Raw genomic sequence first — 24945 nt, forward strand, 5'->3', positions numbered from 1 at the left:
GTCAGAGTTGTTGATAGCCAACTTATTGGCTACCACCTTTTAATCTCAAGGTCATCACACGTGATAATTTGCTCAGATATGAGGCAATAAAAAAGGCGAACACCTGTTTATCGCACACCTGTTTATCGCACACCTTTAATCCATAAACTCCATTGATAATATTAACACGCACTTTATGCCGCACACTGTAAACTCAGCCCCATACCACTCGTTTGGCAAAAATACAGCTTAAAATTGGCCTGTTAATATTAATGAAAACCTAGGCGCACGTTCATTATCACGCCGCTCTTGTCTTAAAAAATCACTGTCAGTAAACAATGCTGTATGACGCGCTTTATTTACTGTGTACCTATCATTCAGTAAATTGTCACCTTTTAAACGCAGTTTTAGGTTCTTCGTCATTTGGTAATCAATAAAGGCATTTGCTGTGATTTTGGTGTCAACATTACCTTGGTAATCATAGTAATAAAATTCATAACGGCTCTTATCTTCAAGCGTTAAACTTAACGATAGCCCAGGTAAAATGTCATTTTGGTTGAGCTTTACACGCCATTCATTTTTACTCACTCTTTCAATCGGCCCTCGCTCCCCAGTAAAAGGGTGTACCACGTCACTCTCTCGCCATGTATAGTTGGCACTGACCAAGGTATTATTTAGTCCAAGCGCTTCTAACCCAAAATTTGTTTCTAATTTAACGCCGTACTCTTTAGCCCTGTCAATATTTCCGTCACCCGATCGCTTCGCTAATAACACCTCATTAATTAAATCACTGACTTTATGATAATAAGGCGTGACGGTAAAACTACCATTGGTGTTTTGCCACTGCTTTTCAAAAGCGAATGAAAGCTCATCACGTACTTCGGGTTTTAAATCTGGGTTCGCTTCTTCTAATCGAGATTCATAGCTGTCAAACCAGGGCACAAAGTCTTTCAGTTCAAGTTGACTCACCGTTCGTTGGTAATTAAAACGCATTTGATAAATCTCATTTAAATCATACCTTAGGTTCAAACGTGGCTTAAGGTAATTAAACGTGCGAGAAGTATCACTTTGTGCGTTGTGTAATGTGTCGCTCACTAACAGTAAGTCAGTCGCAACGTCTATGGTGGAGCGCTCATATATCAATGATGATTGCAGGTTAAGCGCAGCAGACATTGCAAAATTATAATTACTAAAGGCTTCGTAACGAGTTTCTTTAATATCATTCAACTCCGTAGAGCGGTAAGTAACGCCTGATTGACGAATAAATTGTAAATCTTCATTGAGTTCATTTATCGCGACTTCAAAACCCGAATCAAAAGTATGACGTGTATTCAATTTATAGCGCCAATTGATGCGTAAGACATTTTCCTTTGAGGTATATATGCGCGGCAATGTGTAGTCAGGAAGCAGTATATTGCCGCCTTTAGATACACTGTGCCAAATTTTATCGTCTGAGTCCGCTCGATTACTGATGAACAGTAATTTTAATTGATGATCATCATTATACTCATGGCTGATATCTCCACTAATTTCCCACTTATCTCTAGCCCAATCATAAACTAAGGCCTTATGCTCTTGTGTGTTCTTCACTAAGTATTCACCGTCATTGCTGATGGTTGCGTCGACTTTAATTTTTTCGTAAATACCATTGAGCTGCATTGAGGTTTTATCAGAGTATACATATTCTAATTTGGCTGATAACTGACTTGTTGTGTAGATGTTGTCACGCACCCGAGTATTTGTTTGTGTATGAACTTGATCAATAGAGGTAAAATACTCACTTGAACTTATTTCTGTAGGATTCACTGAGTGGCTCATACCCAGTCTATATTTAAAATTGTCGATACTTGCGCTATACGTCAATGACCCCCTTGAATAGGGTTTAATATCAGCCGTTTTGACTGTCCCCAATGTCCATAAAATAGAGGGTTCTATGTCTTTTTTAAGAACCACATTAATCACTAACCCGTTACTTTGTACATCTAAATCAGACCGAGTACCACGGATCAGTTCAATATAATCAACGTCCTGTGCTTGAATACTATCCAACTCTTTAGCAAGGCTATTCTCTTTTCCCGACATTCGCTTACTATTTATTAAAATTTGCTCACCCGCAGAACCAAAACCGCGATTTTCTGACGTGTCGTTCAGTGCGTTTAAAAGACTATTTGCACCCGGCGTATTTTCTAAAATATCGTATAAAGTTTGCGGGTCTAACGCCATAAAAGTACGAGCCTCATATCTGTCGATATTGGCAGCTGATTCATTTGCAGCGCTGACGTTTGAAAAACCAATCAAAGTACAAGAACCGCCCATTAAAACACAACTTAAAATTGCTTGGCGTAGAGCCGATCGCTTAAATAATAGAGGTGGTTGAATATCACTGTTTATCATTGTTAGTGCCCTGTCATTAAGTTCAGGGCATCTTAGCCAGTAAACCACGCGTCAAGTAGGCACAAAAAGTAAAAACAACGCTATAAAACTTTTACAAAACTTTGCATTTTAGCTATTAAAAATAATGATATAGTCTCCATAAGTGAGCCAAAGAATTGAAAATAATATGAATATAAAACCCTCTCTGCTTATTATCGAAGACGAGCCAAGTATACTGCGTGGTCTTACCGATCTTTTTGTATTTCATGGGTTTGACGTTAAAAGTGAAATGGATGGTAAAAAAGGGCTCACGCGCGCTTTAGCACAGAAGTACAGTTGCATTATTTTAGATGTGATGCTGCCATCGATGAATGGTTTTGAAATATGCAATGCAATCAGGCAACACTCTCAGGTACAACCTATTTTAATGTTAACTGCAAAAAATGCTGAAGAAGATATCATTAACGGCCTGACGTTAGGCGCTGATGATTATTTAGCTAAACCATTTTCTACATCCGAGTTAGTATTAAGAGTCACTGCATTAATAAGGCGCTCTGGATTATCTGGTAATGACCATACTCTCGCCATTGGTAAACATGTGCGTATTTGTACGCAAAAACTAACCGGGTGCTCATATCAACAAGAGATGCGCTATACCCGCCGAGAAGTGAGTATTTTGATTTACTTAAACCAGCAAAAATCCCCTGTATCACGCGATGAATTATTAAGAGAAGTGTGGGGATATAAATCAACTGAACATATCGATACGCGCACAGTGGATATACATATCGCTAAAATACGTAAAAAAATTGAAAGCGACCCTAAAATACCTGAACACTTAGTGACGCTAAGAGGCGAAGGATATCAGCTATTTAGTTGTCAGTCGTAATATGAAACACCTCCTCTCAAATACCCGTTTATTAAGTTATCCGCAACGCGTAAGTCGGCTTCGCTACCTTACTGGTCTTTTTTTGCTTCTATTATTAGCCCCTATCAGCGTCGTACTTTACAAAGGATATCATCAATTTGAAAAAGATCTTTTAACCGAATATCAAAATAAAACAGCAAAGATAACATCACAACTAAATCTCAAATTATTTAAACGCGTCGTATTTGATAATGCCTTAAACACACGCACCTTTGATTATTATCAGCATATTTACAACCCTGATAACAAACAAGTGAGTCGAATTAGGTCTCCGCTTTCAAACCCTGAATATAATGCGCGCTATGTCGGCCTCATCGGTTACTTTCAACTAGATAAAAATGGGCAATTCAATAGCCCAGTTTGGCCTAGCATCGTCAATGATCCCAAAGGGTTCAAAATAGAAGAGCATGATGGACTTGAGTCGAAAAAACGAAAAAGGCTCGCTTTAAAACTCTATCAAGTAACATCCAAGTCAACCGAGTTAAAGGCCCTCATTAAAAACAACTTATCGGCTAACAATGAGAAGTTTCTTTTATTATCCGATGTACCAGGATACCTTGTTTTTTATCGTATTGTACTCGTGAATGGAGTCAAAAAATTACAAGGCTACGTCATCGACGTAAATGCCTATTTAAACAACCAAATTGAACGTATACTCAAAACCGTGCAATTTAAAAGTACGATCACAGTCACCGTACAGCCTGAACAAACGAGTTCGGATAAAACTTATTTTATTTATGACAGCAACCCCCATGGTCAAGCCGTCATCACCCAAACCAAATTGCTACACGCACCATTAAATCAATTAACCATCAATAGCCACGAACTACGATGGCCTTTTAAAAGTTATCAGCTCACATATTCAACGGCAAAACTCACGCTCCCTCCTGCGGCGATATATAGTCTTGGATTAATGACGTTGTTACTGTGTGGGATTATACTGGGCAGTTTTGGCTTTTATCGTTTGGGTATCAAACAGCTTAAGCTCGCAGAGCAACGTCTCAACTTTGTGTCTTCGGTAAGCCATGAACTCAAGACACCATTAACATCCATTCGTATGTATTCTGAAATGCTAAAATCAGGGATGGTGTCCTCAGAAGAATACAAGTCTGAGTATTACGAATTCATCCACAGTGAGAGTGAACGCTTATCTCGTTTAATTGACAACATACTGCAGCTTTCAAAACTCAACCAACCACAACACAGTGTCAATGCACACTATACCAAGCTCAGTATTTTAACGGATATCATCCAGTCAAAAGTATCGTCGTTATTGCTAAACAGCCATTTTCAGCTAAACATTTCAAGTGACTTCGAAAAACCAGAAAATGTACTTTTACTCATTGACTTAGATGCATTTTCACAGGTTGTGATCAACATCACTGATAACGCCGTAAAGTTTTTTGATAGTGACACTATCGAAGATGAACAACGCAAAAAAGTCGATTTCAACTTTACAGCAGATGCTAAAAATAAAGACTATATCGTGATGGAAATTCGTGATTATGGTAATGGTATTAGTGCGGAACAAGAAAGTAAAATCTTTGAATTATTTTATCGCGGAGGCAGTGAATTAACACGCTCAACCCAAGGTACAGGGATAGGGCTTGCGCTGGTCAACGAGCTTGTATTAGCACAACAAGGCACCATTGAAGTAGAGCGCATGTCGCCGGGCCTATCGATGAAAATACGCTTTAAATGCAAGTTCCAACAGCTGATGAGTTAAAGGTTCATGGTGATACGACCTAAGTGAGTTACGTACTCAGCTCTACATAGAGCAAAAGGCATTGCGACTATAATCGCAATTAGCGCAACGACTGAGGTTAAAGCATCGAAGGGGGTAATCCGAGCGGGGCTTAACTTCGCCCCTCTCGACAAGAAAAATGATTTAATATCTAAACTGACACCACCACTTTTCCGATTGCTTGGCCGCTTGCAAGTCGAGTATGTGCCTTACCGACTTCTTCTAAACTAAAATCTTGTTCATCAACAATAGGGGTTAATTTACCGGCATCTACAATCTCTGCAATTTTAGCCAAAATCTCACCGTGGCGTTCACGTTTGTGATTATAAAGCATTGGGATCAGCATAAAGACCACATGTAAAGATAACCCTTTAAAATGCGCTGTCGTCAGGTCTATTTCGGCCATAGACACAGTCGTAGCAACTTGCCCATTTAATGCAGCTGCTTCAAATGAATTAAGCAGATTCGCGCCGCCAATAGAGTCATACACTACATCAAAGCCTGCACCATCAGTATACGTAGCAACATAATCAGTCACTGATTCGGTTTTATAATTAATGGCTGTCCCCCCCAACTTTTTAATGAGTTCAGACTGAGCATTGCCACTGCAAGTAGCATAAACTTCACCACCAAAATAGCGCGCCAATTGTAACGCTATATGACCTACGCCGCCAGTTCCACCATGCACCAGTACTTTTTGATTTTGGCTAACGCCAGCACGTATAAGTCCTTCATACGCGGTAATGCCAACTAACGGTATAGCGGCCGCTTCACGCATTGAAATTGTTTTAGGCTTGTGAGCAATTAGCTTTGTATCGGCAAGCATATACTCCGCTAACGCCCCTTGTAAGTCTGCTAAGCCACCAGCACAACCATATACTTCATCACCAACAGAGAAACCTGTTACGCCTACCCCGACAGATTCCACGACACCAGCAAAGTCCATCCCTAATACGCCAGGTAACGCAGGTGATAAGGGGGCTAAATCCACCCCCATTTGGCGGATCATCATATCAACAGTATTCACACTCGTTGCGGCCACTTTTATTACCACGTGCCCAGCTGTCGCTTCTGGTTTTATTAATTCAGACGCTGTAAATACTTCAGTACCGCCAAACGTATTAATTGTCATTGCTTTCATTATCATTTCCCCTGAATTGGATTGAGTAAAGTATATTTACAAAGCACCTCCTTGATAATACACTCATAATATTAATCAGTTTTTACTTTTTATTAATAATGAGTGGCTACAGTGAATAATGAACACTTAAGGCTTTTTGTGAGAATTTCGGTGACTCACAACATCAGTATGGCGGGCAACGAGATGGGGTTATCTGCACCTGTTGCAAGTATGCATATCAATAAGCTTGAAGAAGCATTAGGTGTAAAGCTGATACATAGAACCACCCGAAAAGTGTCTTTAACTGAAGAAGGGCGTGAGTTTTTGCCTCATGCTGAAACAGTATTGAATGCCGTTGATAGTGCGAAAGCGTCTGTTGGTGCAGGCAGTTTCATCCCACAGGGTACCATCAGAGTTGCAGCGCCATCATCCTTTGCACGAATGCATATAGTCCCTGCATTAAATGGTTTTGTAAAACAATACCCAGAGTTAAAAATTGATTTACGCCAAAGTGATAGCATCGTTGATATGGTGGAAGGCGGTTTTGATATTGCCATCAGAAATGCGTCACTGAATGACTCGACCTTAGTCGCACGAAAGCTCACACGCGATCATCGTATTGTCTGTGCATCACCTGATTATATTAAAGAATATGGTGAACCCAGCACACCTCAAGATCTACTAAATCATCAGTGTATTAACTTTATAGGGATTGATAGTTGGCTTTTTAACACACCTGACGGACTCAAAAAAATCAAACCCAAAGGCGCAATACGCATTGATAATGGTGAATCAACCAGAGATGCTTGTATGAACGGCGCAGGCTTAACTTTATGCTCTATTTGGTGCGCTTATAAAGCACTTAAAACAGGAGAACTTGTGCAAGTATTAAAAGAGTATCCAGTAGAGTCTGACACCGCTATTTGGGCTGTGTACCCAAGTTCACGCTTGTTGGCCCCTAAAGTCCGTGCATTTATTGATTACTTTAAAGCATATTATGGTGACATACCTTACTGGGAAGCATGAAAGCCTAAAAAGCAGACCTCAGTAAAAAAGTCTGCTTTTCATCACAACCAATCAGATTTTACTGTCAAGATGCAGCCGCTTAATTGTGTCTTTATGTGCCGGAAATTCATTTATCAATGAATGGTTCTCTCCTAACATAGTAACGCCTTAATGACATAAGATTGAACACAAAGCAGCCTAGTTAACGTGAATTGACGTAACATGCGCAATCATTACCGCAAACTCAGAATAGCAAACGGGTTTGTCGCTGATAACGCCATTTTTGATGAAAAGGCTTTATAAAAATAATGACATAAAGATAGTGCGCTCTATGCCATTATTGTCGTCGCCTCTAGAGCGCTGGATTTTTTGCTGTCCACGCTTTATCAAGCGCCATTAAGTTTTCGTTATGATCTAACTTCATCAATTCCTCTAAATGTTCATGATGCTTTTGATATAACACTATGTACTTTTCTTCTTCGCATCGCAGTTTGTATAGCTCCGGCATCATTTCAACGTCTTTCTTATAAAAAATTTGCTTAAGACGATGTACTTCATATGGGTCAACACCAAGCTGTTTCATCGCTGCTTGCCCCATATTTAAAGCCGTGCCTAATGTCTCGCGATAGATATGTTCAATATCTAAGTCCATAAATTCAAATGCGGCTCCTCGATCATGGGCGTTCACGACTATTTTTAACTGCGGATAATGTTTTTTTGCCAGCGCAACAAGTTGTTTTGCAGACTCGGTATCACCTAATGTAATCACCAGTAACTCTGCCGTGGCAGCACCTGCCGACTCCAACAAATCAAGCCTTGTGGCATCACCATAATATACCTCAAAGCCTAACTTTCTCAGAAGGCTGATATTATTAGCATCATGATCAAGGATGACAGGCTTTATACCCGCTGATATTAAAAACCTTCCTATATCAGTCCCTAAGCGACCAAATCCAGCCAATATAACTTTATGATCCCCTTTTTCAATAACGTCTTTCGTTGCTTCTACTGGCTTCTTATTTGGTTTGCGAGACATTTTTTCATGAATAACAAACATAACTGGCGCCAAAAACATAGAAATAGCCACCGCTGAAATCAAAGGCTCAATAACCTCAATGGATAACACACCACTTGTTTTAGCCAGTTGAAACAACACAAAGGCAAATTCGCCTCCCTGTGCCAATGCAATAGCAAACAGCGGCCGCTCTTGCTTACTAATTTTAAATACAACACTCACGAGTAATAATACCAATCCTTTTATGGCCATTAACCCACAAGTTAAACCCAGTATTAATAAAAAACTGTCACTGATCAGTGTAAAGTTAAGACTCGCACCAATTGAAATGAAGAATATACCCAATAATAAGCCCTTAAATGGCTCAATGTCGCTTTCTAATTCATGGCGAAACTCACTATCCGCAAGTACCACCCCTGCCAAAAATGCACCTAGTGCGGGTGATAACCCGACCGTCATCATCAGAAGTGACGTCCCTATAACCAGTCCTAACGCCGCAGCGACGAAGATTTCTCTTACACCCGTGTTGGCAATGGTTCTAAAAATTGGTCGACAGGCAAACTTACCCGCCATAAGCACGAATACAATAGCCGAAATAGTCACCAATATTTGTATGTAATTAGGTAGTGTACTGATATCAAATAGCACCGAATCATGGTGAGCACCACCAGATATCGTGAGCGTGGCAAGCAAAGGGAGAATAGCTAGCATGGGGATTACGGCCAAATCTTGAAATAACAACACCGCAAATACCGACTGACCAGCCTCGGTTTTCATTTTGACTTTCTCTTGCAAGGTTTGCAGTACAATCGCAGTTGAAGACAATGATAAAATAAGTCCTATGGCGAGTGCTTGTTGCCAAGGTAGAAAAACAACAGCGACACCCCAAATGAACACGCTGCTGATCAACACCTGTGCCCCACCAAACCCTAAAATCGGTGTTCGAAGCTGCCATAACAGCGAAGGTTTGAGTTCAAGCCCAACCAAAAATAACATCATTACCACACCAAACTCAGTGAAGTGCATGATTGCTTCAACATCATGAATTAACGCAGCACCAAAAGGCCCAATGACAATACCCGCCATCAGATAGCCCAGCACAGAGCCAAGTCCGAGCTTCTTTGCAATCGGCACTGATATGGCCGCGGCCGCCAAAAAGATAAACAACTGCAGTAAAAACGCTTCCATACTATTCGCTCCGACTAACTGAATGGTTGTTATTCAAAACCTCTTGCTGTGTTAGCACCTCTAAATCGAGTAACGAATCTCGTAAAGCAATGAGTGTGCGCTTATACTCTGCTGAATAACTTTGTATTTCTTCTGGTTCTAAGCCCTGATGCACACCAGTCACCACAAAAGGTGGTAGCCAAATTAAACGGCATAATTTGGCGGTTGCTCTATAGGGTGCTGTAAGCTCTTTTAAAGTGAATTCGTTGTAACCGTCTTTTTGATAGTTACTCGCATCGCCACCGGTGGTGATCGCCTGAAAAAACACTTTACCTGCCAATGCTTTTCCTTCAGTGCCATATGCCCATCCATGCTCCAGCACCAAGTCTAACCACTCTTTCATAATTGCGGGTGTTGAATACCAATAAAAAGGGTGTTGGAAAATAATAATGTCATGCGCTTCACATAAGGCTTGCTCTCGTTTTATATCGATCATGAAATCTGGATAGTTGGCATACAGGTCATTCACCGTTACATGCTCAATGTTTTCAACTGCATTGCGCAATGCGATATTAATATTTGACCGCGACTTTGCAGGATGAGCAAAATTTATCAGAATTTTCTTCATGGCTCTTCTTTCCTCTCAACGTACACCTATTTGCGAGTTGCGGTTATTTTTAACCCAATGAATGGATAATACGCTCAATTGTTTGTGTAATTTTAGTTATTTTAGTTGAGTTAAGCGCATCTTGATGAGGCGATGTAAACTGGCCCATGTCATTATCGTAATAAAGTCCAGACGCATCAGAGAACTCTTCCGATAACGCCGCTTTCACCAATATATCGGCGCCTATTTGCAAGTTTCCGCCCGTCACACCATACGCTTGTTCAACCATTTTACTGCCTAAAAAAGACTTCGGATTAATTGCGACAATAACCGGGCCATTTTCTCCAAGCGACATAGCTAACTGACGCGTCCACATAGTCAAAGCCAGTTTACTTTTCGCGTAAACAGCACTATCTGATAATGAACTTGGTGTGCATAACTCCTCAGCAGAAAGAGAGGACTGCGCCGCTGAGGATACATTAATGACACGCCCAGTGTTATCAAGCAGTGCCAAAAGAGCGTGTGTCAGGATGTAAGGTGCAATGGTATTCACCATAAAACGAACGTCAAGCCCATCGGGAGACACTTTTTCAGGGACAATAAACACCCCCGCATTATTAATCACCGTATCGAGCCTTTGATGTTCTTGTTTTATTTTAACAATAAACGCTTGCACATCACGTATACTCGATAAATCAGCTTGATACGTAAAAATATCCTCTGCTTTAGTAAATTCACTCAATAGCTTTGTTGCATCTGCAAGCTTTGAACAACTACGACCATGCAGCAGTACCCTATGTCCCAACTTCACAAGTGACTTAGCTGTTGCTAAACCAATCCCGTCGGTAGAGCCTGTTATTAGAATTGTTTTTTTCATTATCGAATTCCTCAAGTGCATTACTTATCAATCTGTAATTAATAAATATAGGGGCTCATCGCCCCTATATTTTAATTAACCTCTACCAACTAATCTAAGAATACTCTCCTCACCTGATCGGTATCGCCATATTCTTTGATAGCGTCAATTTTTCCGTCAGAAATCGTGAATAAATAGTGATAAAGGTTATTGTAATCGCGACCATTTTTTAGCTTAGCTGAAGATTCGACTTCGACCGCAACGCGCCCACCTGCAATCGTCCACGCCGTGGGGGTCATATTTAAACGGCCTGCAACTTGTGCTCGAACACTTTGCATCAGTTCAGTAATTCCCGCTTTATCCATTTCTCCAGAGACTGGCAAACCACCTTGCTGTCCCATCATTTTCCAAACAACTTGGTCATCAAGCAGTGCCAGTAAGCCTTCAATGTCTGAGTTAACAAATCGCATAAAAAAGTCACTAACCAGCTGCAGGTGAGTCTGTCTATGCATTATTTTATGTCCTGAACATTCATCACTAACTCGTTCCAGTTACGCTGGTTTTCCATGTCATGCTCCAATCCTTGTTCATCAGCTATGCTAAAACGCTTAACCGCAGGGGTTTTACTAGTGGCTTGGTAAAGCCAGTATGCTTCTGCTTTTAGCGCTTCATCAATGGGTTTATCAATAGACTCATACACCGCTTGTTTACAAGCATTGATAGATTCAGCAGGAAATTTAGCGATACGTTTCGCAAGCGTATCAACATATTCACCAATTTGATCTGGCTCAAGTGCTTTATTGATGGTGCCATAAGCTTCTGCCTCATCAGCATCAAAATCACGGGCGCTTAAAATAATCTCTAATGCGCGACCCAAGCCAGTTTGACGTGCCATGCGTGATGCACCACCTCCACATGGCAAAATACCCATGCCCACTTCCATCTGCATAAATTTAAACTTGCCACGTGCGGCAAAACGCATATCTAATGCAAGCGCTAATTCATGACCACCACCGCGAGCAAAACCTTCAAGCTTAGCAATGGTTGCTTGAGGTACTTTACTGATCCGCTCACACACAGACTGTAAATCTAAAAGCGCCACTTCGTCGCGAGATACGGCCTCAGTCGACATATCCTTTAATAATTCAGTATCATAATGACAAACCCACACTTCAGGGTTAGCTGATTGAAAAACCACGACTTTGGTATTGCGGTCACGCTCTAATCGCATTGCCAAACTATTTAAGTCTGCAAGCATTTCCTGACCTTGTACATTGACAGTACCAAAGTCGAAAGTCACCGTAAGAACGCCGTCTCGTTGTTGTGTTTTAAATGTCTGAAAACCTGAATACTTCATAATATACTCTCCAACCAATCTATTGTTTTAAGAGCTTAGTATCGTTATGTTTACTCAAGCTCACGTAGGGGGAAGTGTGCAATTTGCAGTGATAAGCTCACTCTCAATTTGCTATAAGCCATACTAGAACACTTGCATTTACTTGATAATGCCAGTAATTAAACAATCAGTTTTAATATTTATTAAATAATAAAATCTAGATAACCTCAGGTTTGGATAAGGGTTTTGGAATAGAAAGTGTTTTGAAAACAAACTTACGTACAGTCCAATGATGATATTTTGTTCAATATCAAGGCGCTTTTATGCAGTAATAGCAGGCTATTACAAATAAAAGCAACGCCGAGAGTGAGAAAAATAGCTTTATTGGGCAAATTCGCTTATCCAGAGCTGAGGTTAGATAAAACCCAATCGCTAACCCGAACGAGACACTGCTGCCAACCAATAAAGGGCTATTGAGCAGGTGGCTGTTGATCATCAAAAAGCACAAATACACGCGTCACTGAACAGTGGGTCCTGAACTACGTCAGCAAGGTGACATGGTACCGCCGTGATTGTGCAAAGCTTCAGACCTAATTTAGAAACAAATTAATAATACAGCTGCTTTTATAAACAAACTCTGATTTACATCCGGAGGGCCAAAACCAGGACTAGAACATCACCAACAATATAAGCTAAAATACTGTTTAATATAACTTTAATTAGCAATTCAATTACAAAGGAACGGTATGAAAAAATATTATCTTATATTAGCTATGACAAGCACTTTTAGCTATGCAACCCCTCAATATATTGACCTCAAAGAAGATACGTCACTAAATGGGCAACTAGACCCATCTTACACACTATCAAGTTCTGAACTATTGCGTATGCAAGGTGACTTCATACTCAAATCTGACAGTGAAGTGTCAAAAGGACAATATCAACATAATGATAATGTGATCGAGTTCACATCAACAAATGGGAATACCAAAAAACATTACCTCGGAAAACGCGTGATTGATGGGCTTTATAAAGGGACTTGGTACAGTAACGCTCTTGAGTCTGGCGACTTTGAACTTGCACTGCAATCGAATACTGGGTTGCATGGGCAATCATGTGACGACGTAAAAATTAAAGACCCATCTTCTCAATCTGGTATTCATGCTATTGAACTGACCGTTGATGGTAATCCAACGACAGCCAATGTGTATTGCAACATGGATATAGATCAAGGTGGCTGGACGCTCGTAAACACCCGAGAGAAGAATGGCCGCGAGTCGCATGCCCGTACTCAAGAACTAACGGATCCTAATGTTCAAAAAAACCATTATATTGATGCGGCAACGTGGCAAGCGCTCAAAACAAACGCGACACAGATCATGGTCACCGATGGCAATAATGACAATTATGTTGTGTTTGACTTTACACAGTTAGATACGGCGAATTGTCAGGTTTTAGTTGACGACCTTGTAAATACACCTGTATTTCATGCTGAACCAGGGTGTACCTACAAAGGTTCTGACTATACCTATTTAAGCAACCCAAGTAACGGGATTTACTTCACAACCGTGTCAATTTACAATTTAGACTTTAAGCCTTCGAATCGTAATGGTAACTATGGCACCCTAAGCAGTGGCAAAATGTATTACGCTCCATTGAATATACAAATTTACATCCGATAAAAACTCAACGAGCTAAAACAAAAACTGTGGTTTTAGCCAAAAAAGGTTGTCATTATTTGCCAACCTTTTTATGCCCATTGTTAATTAATCTACAAATCTCTCATTATTGCTTATTGCCAACAAGTACTGCTCGTAAAGCAAAGTCAGCTTATGCACTGACGCGCAATTTAATGCGTTTACTTTGTTTAAAAATGTAGCGCTTTGATAAACACTTTCATACAGAAACCAGCCATAAATTCGCTATATGATAAGAGTATTAAAACGACATATTAAGGACGTTTCGTATGATCCCATGCCTATTTCGAATCAGAACAACCTTGGTAATACCTACACTGTTAATTGCACTACTGAGTGCATGTGGTGGCAGCAACGAAAAAGCCATTGAGATTAAACCCGCCAAGATGAACCAAACAGTTGAGCAATATGCCATAGAGCAAAACTTTAGTGGCGCGATACTGATTGTTGAAAATGAACAGGTATTATTCAGTAAAGGCTTTAATAAAGTTAATCGATACGATACAAAACTGATTGATGCAGATACCGTTTTCAGGCTGGCTTCAATCTCTAAACAATTCACTGCTACGGGCATTATGATATTACAGGAGCAAGGGTTACTTAGTATTCAAGATACTCTTAATGTGTACCTCCCTGACTTCCCCAACGGAGATAAAATACGTATTAAGCATCTATTGCAGCACAGCGCAGGACTGCCCAATTTTACTGCGCTAAGTACGTTTAAAGATATTAAAAACACACCGCATACTCCTGAGCAACTAATTGCCTTATTTAAAGACAGAGCACTTGAGTTTGACCCTGGCACTCAATATAAATACTCCAACTCTGGTTACATTGTATTGGGGCACTTAATTGAAAAGGTCAGTGGCATGACCTATCAAGACTTTATAAACACAGAGATATTCCATCCCTTGGAAATGGCACAAAGTGGCTATGGTAAAGATGAGTTAGGACAGAATAATATTGCTCAAGGCTACCTCCCAAGTGGTGCAAATATAACAAAATTGAGCATGACCGTACCCTTCGCAGCAGGCGCATTGGTTTCAAGTGCTAACGATTTACACAAGTGGGATCAATCATTCTACAACAACACCCTACTGAACGAGGCAAGCCAAAAATCCATGTTCACTCCAGATCTCGGCAACGCTGGTCTTGGTTGGTTTATTACCCAATCTAATGGCGAATTACGATACGTACACTCTGGCGGAATAGACGGGTTTAGTACCTATATCGCCCGCTATCCTAAAAGCAAAAAGCTCATTGTGGTGTTATCCAATGTACAAAACTTCCCAGCTGCAAAGTTTAGTAACCAATTAAATAAAATAATCACGAACGGGTAAACAACACAAGCAAAAGGGTCAGAGCTTGACCCCTTTGGTTCTTGAGTAATAGCTATTCCAAAGTTACCTTCATTGCCATACCTGTGCGTTGCCCGACAACACTAATAAACCTATACCCTTGAGCAGGATTATTCACACTCACCAGCTCGGTATTATTATCGCTAAAGCCACGTTGGTCGTAGTTACTTATTGTCGCCCAAGTTGAGGCTTTATAATAAACATCACCATCACCTGTGCCATGATCGGTTTCAATTGTTAATGTTGAAATACCAGCCGGCACATAGATGAAATAGTATTGAATATCCGCATCACGACTGCCATTAGGTAAACAAATCGTATTACCGCTGGTTAAACTGGACCCGGTTGTTGGCCCCGCCGTTGCGCATGCATTGTCAATTCTCCCCCCTGTCGGGCTTCCAGTTATTGTAACGGTTGCTGCATCTGACGCAATTGCACCTTGGTTATCAGTCACAGTTAATGTTGCGGTATAGGTACCAGCTGTTGTGTAGCGATAGCTTGGATTGGCACTTGAGCTAGGTGCACTGCCGTCACCAAAATCCCAACTGTAAGACGCGATATTGCCATCTGAGTCATAAGAATTTGCACTACTGAAGTTAATTACTGCATTAGTTACTGCACTATAAGGGCCGTTAGCTTCTGCGATAGGTGCTGAATTAGATGACCCCGAACCAGTGCGAATATGAATATAACTGGTGTTATTTTGTTCATCCCACTCTGAGACTTGATTGGCATTGTCAATGATCACCCCAAGGTAGTAATTGGTATTTGGTTGTAAATTGTTTGGAATGACGATGCTCTTTTTAACCTCGTCTGGGACCCTGCGCGAAACAGACACTGTGTCGGTTGTAATTAACGTATCGGTATTTGTAATGGTTGCATTAGTAGAAATATAGTAGCCAAGCTGAACATTTTGAGCATGGCTACCGCTGTTTTCTAAAGTCAGCTCCATTTGAACTTGCTGGCCAAGGTCAACGTTATGGCGCATTTCACAGTAATCTCTGGTACAGCTAGACTCCACTTTAGTTGAACTTAATTCAGTGCCATTGCTGTCGAGTAATCGATTACGGCCATGTGAACTGTATTCCCCTGATGACCCAGTTCGCCGCCAAGCCGATACCGACACATCTTGTCGAGTCGAGCTACCGTACAGCGTGATTAAGCCATTCGCGGCGTCTTCACCGACATATGATCTTAACGAATTTTCTCCGCTCGTATGCACATGCGTGTAATCTGTTCCCATAATATTATAATAGCGATTTTCATGAGCAAGTCCGAGTGTATGGCCTATTTCATGTATCGCGGTGGTTTCGAATAATCGACGCTCTAGACCATAGCCGCGATAAGATGTTTTTTCATCCATCTTGTCATTGTAACCACCGTTAGGAATGTTGTTGTGAAAAACAATGTCAGTTTCAACCGTGTTACCACAGCTATTTGTTATGGTATATGCCACAGCGGAAGTCCCTGTACTCCACCAAATTTCACTTTCACCATTATTGGTTCCAACACTGTTGTCGTCGTCCGTTCGTACATAAATAGTAAAGTTGGCAGGCGTATCATTCACTCGATTCATTGCTTGTTGAAATGACGTTTTCCATTTTGCAAAAGCGCCTGCAAATCCCGTTGGATTAGCGTTAAAAGTCATACTACTTTGATTCCGCCATTTTTTATTCACGTTACATGCGGGATCTATTAAAAACTTATGTGCAGAAGCACTGCTACTTACTAGAGTAACGACAAATGCAGTCGTAAGTTTGGTTTTAAATTTATTACCTTTCATGTGTATTTCTCATAGTTGTTTGATGGCTATAAACGCATGGTTATTGTTGAGTGTAAGGTGAGCTAACAGTCAGTACTGGATTACCCTTATTTCGTTTCACTTGCGCTTCTTCCCATTTGTCATGCCGACTACCATGAGATATGTTTTTCTTTACTAATGCTTCACTTGGAGCAACTAGCTCCACAGGTGCTTTACTTGCTTGTGTTAAGCCTATATATGCTTTAAAAGTGCTGTTTTTATCAACGTTTTTTACAGTATTACGTTTAAATGAATCCCCTCTTTGAGATAGCACCTGCTTATCTATATTTCTCAGTTTTGTAATGAAATTACCAATATTCGACGTAGTGTTAGCTTGCCGATTATCTCGATTTTTTAGCCCATTCGCTGACATATAATCAACACTGCCATGCTCATCTACAATCACCGCTTGACCATTAGCCGCTATAACGCTCCCTTGTTCAAGTAAAAAACGCCCTAGTTCACACTGCACAAAATCACAGCCTGTATCAGTGCTTTGCTGCACTAATAATATAGACTGTTCACCGAGTTTAATTTGAGGGGAGTTTGAGGCAGATAAAGTATTACCATTTGCAAAGGTACCACCAACAAACTTTAAAGTGATGGTACTTTCAAAATATTGCCCGCTAATCACTTCTTCAATATCATAGGTGACAAAAGTGTAGGGGATGCCTTCTACAGACAGACCTTCAGTTATTTCAGTGGATGTTCCTCTAAAAATAAGCTCAGAATCTGCCACTAAAGTTTCAATTACTTTATTATGTCCATTGTTACTCACAAACGTGCCAGCAAGCGCTGAAGTCGTGGTTATCAGCAACGGTATTATTAGAATACTACATCGGGTTAGATTGACTATGTTCATTATTATCTTCCTTATGTGATGATGAGTCTCGGCAATGCTATCTAACATTTTTCAGTCGTTTTAATGTTCAACATTAAATGCAGAGAGAATTTCCAGTTTGCTTGTAGGCTGAATAGCACCAAGCAACATTAAATATTGTATACAATATGTACTTTTCCAATCTTTAAGTTGCATTTTTTATACGTATTAGTTACAAGTAAGTTAAATTTTGTATTGGCTGTTTTTTGAATACACGCTATGTAAAATAACCTCAGCTCTGGATAAGCGCATTTGCCCAATAAAGCTATTTTTCTCACTCTCGGCGTTGCTTTCATTTGTAATAGCCCGCTATTACTGCATAAAAGCGCCTTGATATTGAACAAAATATCATCGTTGGATTGTAAGTTTGTTTGCAAAACATTTTCTATTCCAAAACCCTTATCCAAACCTGAGGTTAAAATAAGAAAAAAACTGCCTTGTTATATTTTTGATGAAACCTCATTGCTAGAAAATTCAAGAAAGCGCACGTAGCGTTCAGGTTAATATTTGAGTAACCAGAAAAAGATGTAATGAAATGAGATCACGAAAAAATAGCGTAACCAAAGCTATTTTTCTCGCCAATGCTATGAATATTGCCGTTTTATTGATGATGGCGGCCACCTTGCAACTTTGGCCATATGGATGGTGCGCTCAAACAAGCACAGTATGAGGTCATCAGAGATACTGTAAGTTTAATTGCGGCGATCTCGTCGCCTCTTCATCAGCATTTTAGCGCTTAATTATAATCCATTGATTTAAGTAAACATTTATGGATTAACTCACTTTTTTATTGACTAGCTACCTTCCTTTAATTTTATTTTCGATCAAAGTAAGTGACGCTGCTTCATGGCTGCCTTACTATTGCAATGGCCGCTGCAATTTACCGTTTTTCAATAATGCCTGATACACAGCTTCGAGAGGTTCAGGTATTCCCTCGTGGTATTCTGGTTTTTCTTCCAATAATTTGATGAGTTCCTCTTCAGCACCTTGTTGATCATTATTTCCCAGCTTTATGATGATTTTGGCAAACTCTGGTAATGGTTCACTTAACGCTATACCGTAAAGTGCCGATGAAGTGGGTTTTATGGTATGCCCTCTATGCTCTGGCACTGCGCGTTCAACCGTCATGCCAGTTACCACAATATTTTCAACTTGTGGCTGCTCAGTCATTTCTAATTGAGGCCCACTTGCTGCTATGTTTTGCGTTGTCTCATGTGCAATAACCTGCTCGTCACTGAACACCTTACGCCTTGCTTTATTGATTGTTAATTCAGCTTCATTTACCACGGTATGCGCTTGGGTTATTCCATTGATATCAGCCGATTCAATAGACACGAAAACCGGGTCTTGGTCATACTGCCAAGGTGCCAACACGACCACAGCAACCATCGCTGCTGCTATGCCTGAATACGGCCACCAGCGGTTGGTTTTTGTGTTGACTGGCTTTTCATCTACTTTAACTTCCTGTGCAGCACGTGCCAGAATGACTTCATCTAATTGTCTAGGAGGCAAATCATCCGTATTATGTTGATACAGCTTGATGATGTCGTCATCGTTAAATTGCTTGCTCATATTTCTCGCTCGCCTCCTACTTCTGTGGCTCCCACTTTACGCTGCAAACAGTCTCGCAACTGTGACATAGCATAGCGCAGTCGAGTTTTTACGGTTTCTGGCTTTGCCCCAACAATTTCGCACACTTGACTGGGATCAAACCCTGCTTCATGGCGCAGTAAAAAGGCTTCTCGCTGCTGAGGCATCAACAATTCAACACAGTGTTTGATAGCCTGTTGTAAAAAGTCATTATGCACTGAACCTTCTTGTTTACCTTGGTGAAAGGCAAGTATTCCCTCATCTTGTTCATCACTCACGAGGGTTAAATGCTCACCTCTGACCTGGTTTTTTCTGTGTTCATCAATCAATAAGTTGTGTGCAATGCGATACAACCATGTAGTGAACTTGGCTTCAGCCGTGTAGTTATTGCGGTTGTCTATCACCCTCATCCATACTTCTTGAAACAACTCTTGCGCTTTATTATGCTGCTTAGAGCCCAATTGACGACATATATAACGATACATCGGCCCTTTATGGCGCGCATAAAGCTCAGCAAAGGCAGTGTCATTACCTTTGCCATATTCGAGCATTAACGTTTCATCCATGTTTGCGTGTTGTTGAGCTATTTGTGTCATAAATTAAAGGTTAAGCTGAATTAAAGTGCACTGGCAAGTTCAACCAAGTTAACAAACTCTCCGCGATAGTTAAATGGGTCATGGCCTCTGTTCGCTCGTGCGATACGCGCGATGTCGTGATAACCCATACTTCCTAAATATTGACTGTGTTTCAACTTTTGTGCAAATGCCGCAACCGATGTTGCAAATTTAAAATCTGAACTTGCGCTATTAAACTCTGGTAACACCTGATTTTTATCCACAACTAAGCTTATTAGCTGACTTTTATCATCACCCGGTAGCTTGTAGCGTATTTTTAGCTGTAATAATTCGTCGTTGCTATTTACCATTTTCAGCTGTTGATAACGTAAGTCGTCAACCTGTCCTTTGTTACCCACTAAGGTAACTTCGTACAGTGCAGTGACCGTATGGCCTGCTCCGATTTCGCCCGCATCGACCTTATCATTATTAAAATCTTCATCTTTAAGTAAGCGATTTTGATAGCCAATCAGGCGATATTCTTTCACTTGTGCCGGATTAAATTCAAGCTGAACTTTTACGTCGTTAGCAATACTTTGTAAGGTGCCACTCATCTGTCTTAATAAGACTTTTTGTGCTTCGTGTAGGGTATCAATGTAAGCATGATTACCATTTCCAATATTGGCCAATTGCTCCATCATCGCATCATTATAATTGCCGCGACCAAACCCAAGGGTAGTCAATGAAATGCCCTGCTTGCGCTGTTCAGCTATTAGCTCCTTTAATGCGTCAATACTGGTAATACCAACATTAAAGTCACCATCGGTGGCTAAAATCACTCTATTCACGCCACCTTTGATAAATGCCTTTTTCGCCTCTTGATACGCCATTTTAATACCACTTTCGCCATAAGTTCCCCCGCCTGCTTTAAGCGCTTTTAATGCATTAACAATTGTTTGCTGTTCTTTGCCTTTAGTTGGACTTAACACCACTTGTACGTTACCCGCGTAGGTTACCAAACTTACCGTATCGCGCGCGGATAACTGCTGTACCATCATGGTTAAGCTTTGTACCAGCAATGGCAATTTATTTTCTTCATGCATTGAGCCCGATACATCCACCAAAAAGACTAAATTTGACGGTTTTCTCTCACTCATAGGTAAGTCATAACCTTGTAGGCCAATGCGCACAATATGACGACCATCACGCCAAGGTGCTGGCGCAATTTCTGTGTAGGTTGCAAAAGGCTGTGATACGTCTTCCGGCACACTGTAGTTATAATCAAAGTAATTTATAAATGCCTCTTCACGCACCGCACCTTTAGGTGGTAATTTACCCATGCTCAAATAACTACGAATATTGGCGTAACTGCCCGTATCAACATCAACAGAAAAAGTCGAAAGTGGCGTAGTGACTGCCTGAAATACCCCATTACTATCGGTGGGTAGATAGGTTTCACGATTCTCAAAGTAAGGTCGATGATCTATTGCTGGTGGTTGCGGTGCGACCCTTCCTCTCATCGAGTGTAGTGCCTTTTTATGCACCGGCCGGCTAAGCTTCATGTATTCAACTTCAGTGCTACTTTCTTGCACGCCACCAAGCGCGTTTTCTGCCACCATAACTTTTTTAACGGCTTCAAGATCAGAGGCTCGCTCTTGTTGTGCCTGTTGACTTGCTTTATCTATTTCTTGTTCATGCTTAATTTTTTTATGAGAACACCCCACCATGAGCAGCATGCTAATGGTTAAAGCTATGAAGGTTTTGTTTGTGTTCATAATCAATCTCTTTTTTAGAAGGTTTACAGCTATAAACGAGCGACTATGCATTTGGGGGTGAAATTTAAACCGTTTTTTGTCAATAGAGGCTGAGTTCGACACAAACCCCATACAACTTATGCTCAGATGAATTCAAGCTCTGACTCTATATTCCGAAGCCACTTAATGGTATTAAACAGCTTTGCATATACAGTTTCCCCGCTTTATCGTAGGCAATTCATTGGCCAATAAATTGTAATAAAAGGATGTTGTTAGTTTTTAAAGAGTTCGCTTGATAGTGTCTTTGTGACCTCTCAAGTTTCACCATCATTCCTAACACTATGAGGAACCTGTGAGTCAATGTTGTTAATAACACAAGTAATAATAATCAACTTTTCACAGTTATTTGGTTATACGTAAACCCTTGTCTAAAACGCCTACGTTTCATGTCTGTGGCCCCTACTTTTATTGGCATTACTGGCCGATCAATTTTAAAAGCGCTGCTGCGTAAAGACATTCCCCTCTACTATAAAATGCAAGTTAAGCACAAAAAAAGACGTGTATATTCATCCAAGGAAGATCAACCCACTAAAGTAATCGGCCGTCTTTTTGTCAAAGGTAAGTTTGCTGGTTAAGCATGGCGGACCTAAAAATAAATTAAATATAAGCGGCGCTGACTCAGTGCCGCTTATCTTGTGCGTGTGTTAAATTAATTTTTTAATAAGATTATTCATTGTGTTTTTCACTATTTGAAAATTGATATTCCTTTACTGGTTGTGTGCCAAGTAAGTGCTCTACAAAATAATCCCAGCGCTTTCTAATAAAATAATCACTGTTGTTTAAAAAATGATCTTGATTTGGATAAATCATCAAATCAAAGTCTTTGTTTGCTTTGATCAACTGATTCACTAATTGCATCGTTGCAGCAGGGTTAACATTTTCATCTAATTCGCCATGTGCAAGGAGTAACTTACCTTTTAATTTGGCAACACTTTGTGGGTTTAAGTTTGTTTGTTGATCCCAGTGTTCAGCAACAGGGTAACCTAACCATGTTTCATTCCAGCCTGTTTTATCCACTCTAAAGTCATGATTGCCTGAGGCGGCAACCCCCACTTTAAAAAAGTCAGCATGTCTAAACATAGCCTGAGCTGTATCATAACCACCGGCCGAAAAACCAAATATCCCGACTCTATTTACATCTAAATATGCATGCTGCTTAGCGAGTTCTTTGATTGCGTAAACATGATCATCTACGCCAGCGGCTAGATTTTGATAAGCAGCTAAGTGAAAATTACGATCTCGCTTACTGGTACCTCTGCCATCCATTTTTATGACAATAAACCCTAATTCCGCTAAAGATTGTGCATGCTGATAATAGGTCCAAAACGATTTAGGCGTAAAGAAACCATGAGGGCCGGTATACGTTGCATCAATGATAGGGTAACGTTTATTGGCATCAAAATTACTTGGTTTATACATTAAGCCATAGAGTTGAGTTTGTTGATCATCAGCTTGTATTTTAAAGGCTTGGGGTGCACGCCAGCCTGACGTGAGCAATTCACTGATATCAGGCGAGCCTATGGAAGCGACGACTTTGCCATCTATGGTACTACGTACCGTATTATTAGGAACTGTTTTATGGTCAGACGCAATATCAACAAAATAATTAAAGTCTGGAGAAAGTCGCGTACTGTGCTCTAGTGGCTCAGGTGTTAATAACGTTTGTTCAGACCCATTTAACTGTACTTTGTATAAATGTCGTAAATACGGATCTCTATCTTTAAATTCACCTGAGGCTTCAAAATATAAAGTGCGCGACTCTTCATCTATACCTCTATTAATACGAACATAACAATCACATTGCGTGATTTTATTTTTTAGTCGACCATTGCTAAGGTCATACAAGTAATACTGTTGCTTACCTGAGCGTTGACTACTCCAGATCACATCGTTTGAATTTGGTAATATCTGTACATGTTGTGCCCAAGGATCTATAAATTGTGCGGATTTTTCTTCAACGATTAATCTTACTTGCTGATTGTCAGGGTTATATTCATGTAGACTAATACGTTTTTTCGCTCTCGCTTGATCCATAAAATAAAAGCGATTGTTATCTTCCCACCATCCCCAAATCGGTCCACCATAATAGGTTTGCTGTAGTTTAGGCGTATCAACTAAAGTGGCTTTTTTACTCGCAATATCAATTGAGTAAATATCACCTAATGGGACATGTTTATCACCCGCCAATGGATAATAATAGCTATAGAGTTTGGGTCTTAATCCTTGGTCATGACTAGATTGCACTAAATGTAGCTTGCCAACTTGTCTGCGATCTAATCTATGTGTGATAACAGTGCGACTGTCTGGCGCCCAAAATACACTAAGTTGCTGCTTTACATTGCTAGCATCTTTATTGATGTACTGTTTTGGGTTCATATTGTGCACAGCATAGGGGTAACCTTCGCTGCCATCAAAAGTTAACTGGGTTACTTTATTTGTTTCATGTTCAGTTAAATACAAGTTCCATTGTTTTACCTTTAAAGAATATAAACCGTTTGGTGAACTGTATTCAGGTTGCGTAGGGCTTACTTGTGCAGCGAGTTTATTACACTGACTCGTTTTTAAGTCGCATTGATATTCGTGGTTCTGATTGATTAGCTTTAAACGGCCATTGCTTAAATCTAACGCTTTTATCTCTATTGAAAAAGGTTGGTTTGGATCATGATTAATACTGGCTTTGAGTTTTTCATGATCAAATAAAGGGGAAACCACAGCAGAAGCTGGCTGTACTTTAACGTAATTTTTATTTCCTGATTTATCTTTTTCGCTGTACCAAAAATCACTTGCTTGATTGATCCACTGTGGTTCAACAGCTAAATTACGCACTTTAGTTGCTACATTTTTAGGTAAAAATTTTTCAGCCCTTTTATAATCTGCCTGAGTTACCATTACAGCTTGATTCTTTGTCGTTATTGAACAAGCAGTTAACGATAGGCAAGTTATCAATAACCCCACTTTTTTAAACATTTTTATCTCCACTTCATATTCTTTATTCTGCCCACTATAATAGATTGCATAAAGTATACAATTCATTTGTTATTTCCTTAATTGAAGAGCACAAGGTCATATGAGGTCACAGGGTCAGGTCTTGCATTGTGCAACCCTTACTACAACACCTATG

General features: G+C 40.2%; 18 protein-coding genes. 5 read left to right on the forward strand and 13 right to left on the reverse strand.

Translation table 11 applies throughout. The annotated features are described in order from the left end of the window. Positions 1-228 precede the first annotated feature (228 nt). Positions 229-2373 carry a TonB-dependent receptor gene (locus J8M01_RS22670; RefSeq protein ID WP_211059429.1) on the reverse strand — a complete coding sequence of 715 codons (2145 nt, stop codon included), beginning with the start codon at positions 2371-2373 and terminating at the stop codon, positions 229-231. A 166-nt stretch (positions 2374-2539) separates the two neighbouring features. Between J8M01_RS22670 and J8M01_RS22675 the strand changes: the two genes are divergently transcribed. Next, positions 2540-3241 carry a response regulator transcription factor gene (locus tag J8M01_RS22675; protein WP_211059430.1) on the forward strand — a complete coding sequence of 234 codons (702 nt, stop codon included), beginning with the start codon at positions 2540-2542 and terminating at the stop codon, positions 3239-3241. Between the two features lies 1 nt (position 3242). Then, positions 3243-5006: a HAMP domain-containing sensor histidine kinase gene (locus J8M01_RS22680; RefSeq protein WP_211059431.1), complete on the forward strand. Its 1764-nt coding sequence runs from the start codon at positions 3243-3245 to the stop codon at positions 5004-5006. A gap of 169 nt (positions 5007-5175) precedes the next feature. Here the strand turns inward: J8M01_RS22680 and J8M01_RS22685 are convergent, their stop codons facing one another. Next, the gene (locus J8M01_RS22685) at positions 5176-6165 is read right to left on the reverse strand and encodes a zinc-dependent alcohol dehydrogenase family protein (protein WP_211059432.1); all 990 of its coding nucleotides are present in this window, start codon (positions 6163-6165) and stop codon (positions 5176-5178) included. Between the two features lie 111 nt (positions 6166-6276). Here J8M01_RS22685 and J8M01_RS22690 point away from each other — a divergent pair, with 111 nt between their 5' ends. Further along, complete coding sequence (locus tag J8M01_RS22690; protein ID WP_211059433.1) at positions 6277-7170, forward strand: LysR family transcriptional regulator; 894 nt, start codon at positions 6277-6279, stop codon at positions 7168-7170. A gap of 331 nt (positions 7171-7501) precedes the next feature. Here J8M01_RS22690 and J8M01_RS22695 read toward each other — a convergent pair whose 3' ends face one another. From J8M01_RS22695 to J8M01_RS22715, 5 genes are all read right to left on the reverse strand, one after another. Next, positions 7502-9352: a monovalent cation:proton antiporter-2 (CPA2) family protein gene (locus J8M01_RS22695; RefSeq protein ID WP_211059434.1), complete on the reverse strand. Its 1851-nt coding sequence runs from the start codon at positions 9350-9352 to the stop codon at positions 7502-7504. 1 nt (position 9353) lies between these two features. Continuing rightward, positions 9354-9959, reverse strand: a complete 606-nt coding sequence (locus J8M01_RS22700) for an NAD(P)H-dependent oxidoreductase (RefSeq protein ID WP_211059435.1) — start codon at positions 9957-9959, stop codon at positions 9354-9356. Positions 9960-10008: 49 nt separating this feature from the next. Next, the gene (locus tag J8M01_RS22705; RefSeq protein ID WP_211059436.1) at positions 10009-10815 is read right to left on the reverse strand and encodes an SDR family NAD(P)-dependent oxidoreductase; all 807 of its coding nucleotides are present in this window, start codon (positions 10813-10815) and stop codon (positions 10009-10011) included. 89 nt (positions 10816-10904) lie between these two features. After that, positions 10905-11306 (reverse strand): nuclear transport factor 2 family protein, encoded by a 402-nt coding sequence (locus J8M01_RS22710; RefSeq protein ID WP_211059437.1) that lies wholly within the window; start codon positions 11304-11306, stop codon positions 10905-10907. Continuing rightward, positions 11306-12151, reverse strand: coding sequence for an enoyl-CoA hydratase/isomerase family protein (locus tag J8M01_RS22715; protein ID WP_192506409.1), 846 nt, complete (start codon positions 12149-12151; stop codon positions 11306-11308). The genes J8M01_RS22710 and J8M01_RS22715 overlap by 1 nt, the downstream gene beginning before the upstream one ends. A gap of 725 nt (positions 12152-12876) precedes the next feature. On the opposite strand from J8M01_RS22715, the gene J8M01_RS22720 reads away from it, so the two are divergent. Beyond that, a complete protein-coding gene (locus J8M01_RS22720) occupies positions 12877-13812 on the forward strand; it encodes a fibrinogen-like YCDxxxxGGGW domain-containing protein (protein ID WP_211059438.1) in 936 nt (311 codons plus the stop codon). Between the two features lie 284 nt (positions 13813-14096). Next, positions 14097-15167, forward strand: coding sequence for a serine hydrolase domain-containing protein (locus J8M01_RS22725; protein WP_211059439.1), 1071 nt, complete (start codon positions 14097-14099; stop codon positions 15165-15167). Between the two features lie 52 nt (positions 15168-15219). On the opposite strand, the gene J8M01_RS24280 is transcribed toward J8M01_RS22725, so the two are convergent. The 6 genes from J8M01_RS24280 to J8M01_RS22755 form a co-directional block, all read right to left on the reverse strand. Continuing rightward, positions 15220-16968: a PKD domain-containing protein gene (locus J8M01_RS24280; RefSeq protein ID WP_211059440.1), complete on the reverse strand. Its 1749-nt coding sequence runs from the start codon at positions 16966-16968 to the stop codon at positions 15220-15222. A gap of 40 nt (positions 16969-17008) precedes the next feature. Further along, positions 17009-17848, reverse strand: coding sequence for a hypothetical protein (locus J8M01_RS22735; RefSeq protein WP_211059441.1), 840 nt, complete (start codon positions 17846-17848; stop codon positions 17009-17011). A gap of 876 nt (positions 17849-18724) precedes the next feature. Next, positions 18725-19438: a hypothetical protein gene (locus J8M01_RS22740; RefSeq protein ID WP_211059442.1), complete on the reverse strand. Its 714-nt coding sequence runs from the start codon at positions 19436-19438 to the stop codon at positions 18725-18727. Beyond that, positions 19435-20052 (reverse strand): sigma-70 family RNA polymerase sigma factor, encoded by a 618-nt coding sequence (locus J8M01_RS22745; RefSeq protein ID WP_211059443.1) that lies wholly within the window; start codon positions 20050-20052, stop codon positions 19435-19437. The genes J8M01_RS22740 and J8M01_RS22745 overlap by 4 nt, the downstream gene beginning before the upstream one ends. A 20-nt stretch (positions 20053-20072) precedes the next feature. Continuing rightward, positions 20073-21785: a VWA domain-containing protein gene (locus J8M01_RS22750; protein ID WP_211059444.1), complete on the reverse strand. Its 1713-nt coding sequence runs from the start codon at positions 21783-21785 to the stop codon at positions 20073-20075. Positions 21786-22490: 705 nt separating this feature from the next. Then, complete coding sequence (locus J8M01_RS22755; protein ID WP_211059445.1) at positions 22491-24857, reverse strand: DPP IV N-terminal domain-containing protein; 2367 nt, start codon at positions 24855-24857, stop codon at positions 22491-22493. Positions 24858-24945 lie beyond the last annotated feature (88 nt).

Source organism: Pseudoalteromonas sp. MMG005, from assembly GCF_018101015.1.
GTDB classification, from domain to species: Bacteria; Pseudomonadota; Gammaproteobacteria; order Enterobacterales; family Alteromonadaceae; genus Pseudoalteromonas; species Pseudoalteromonas aurantia.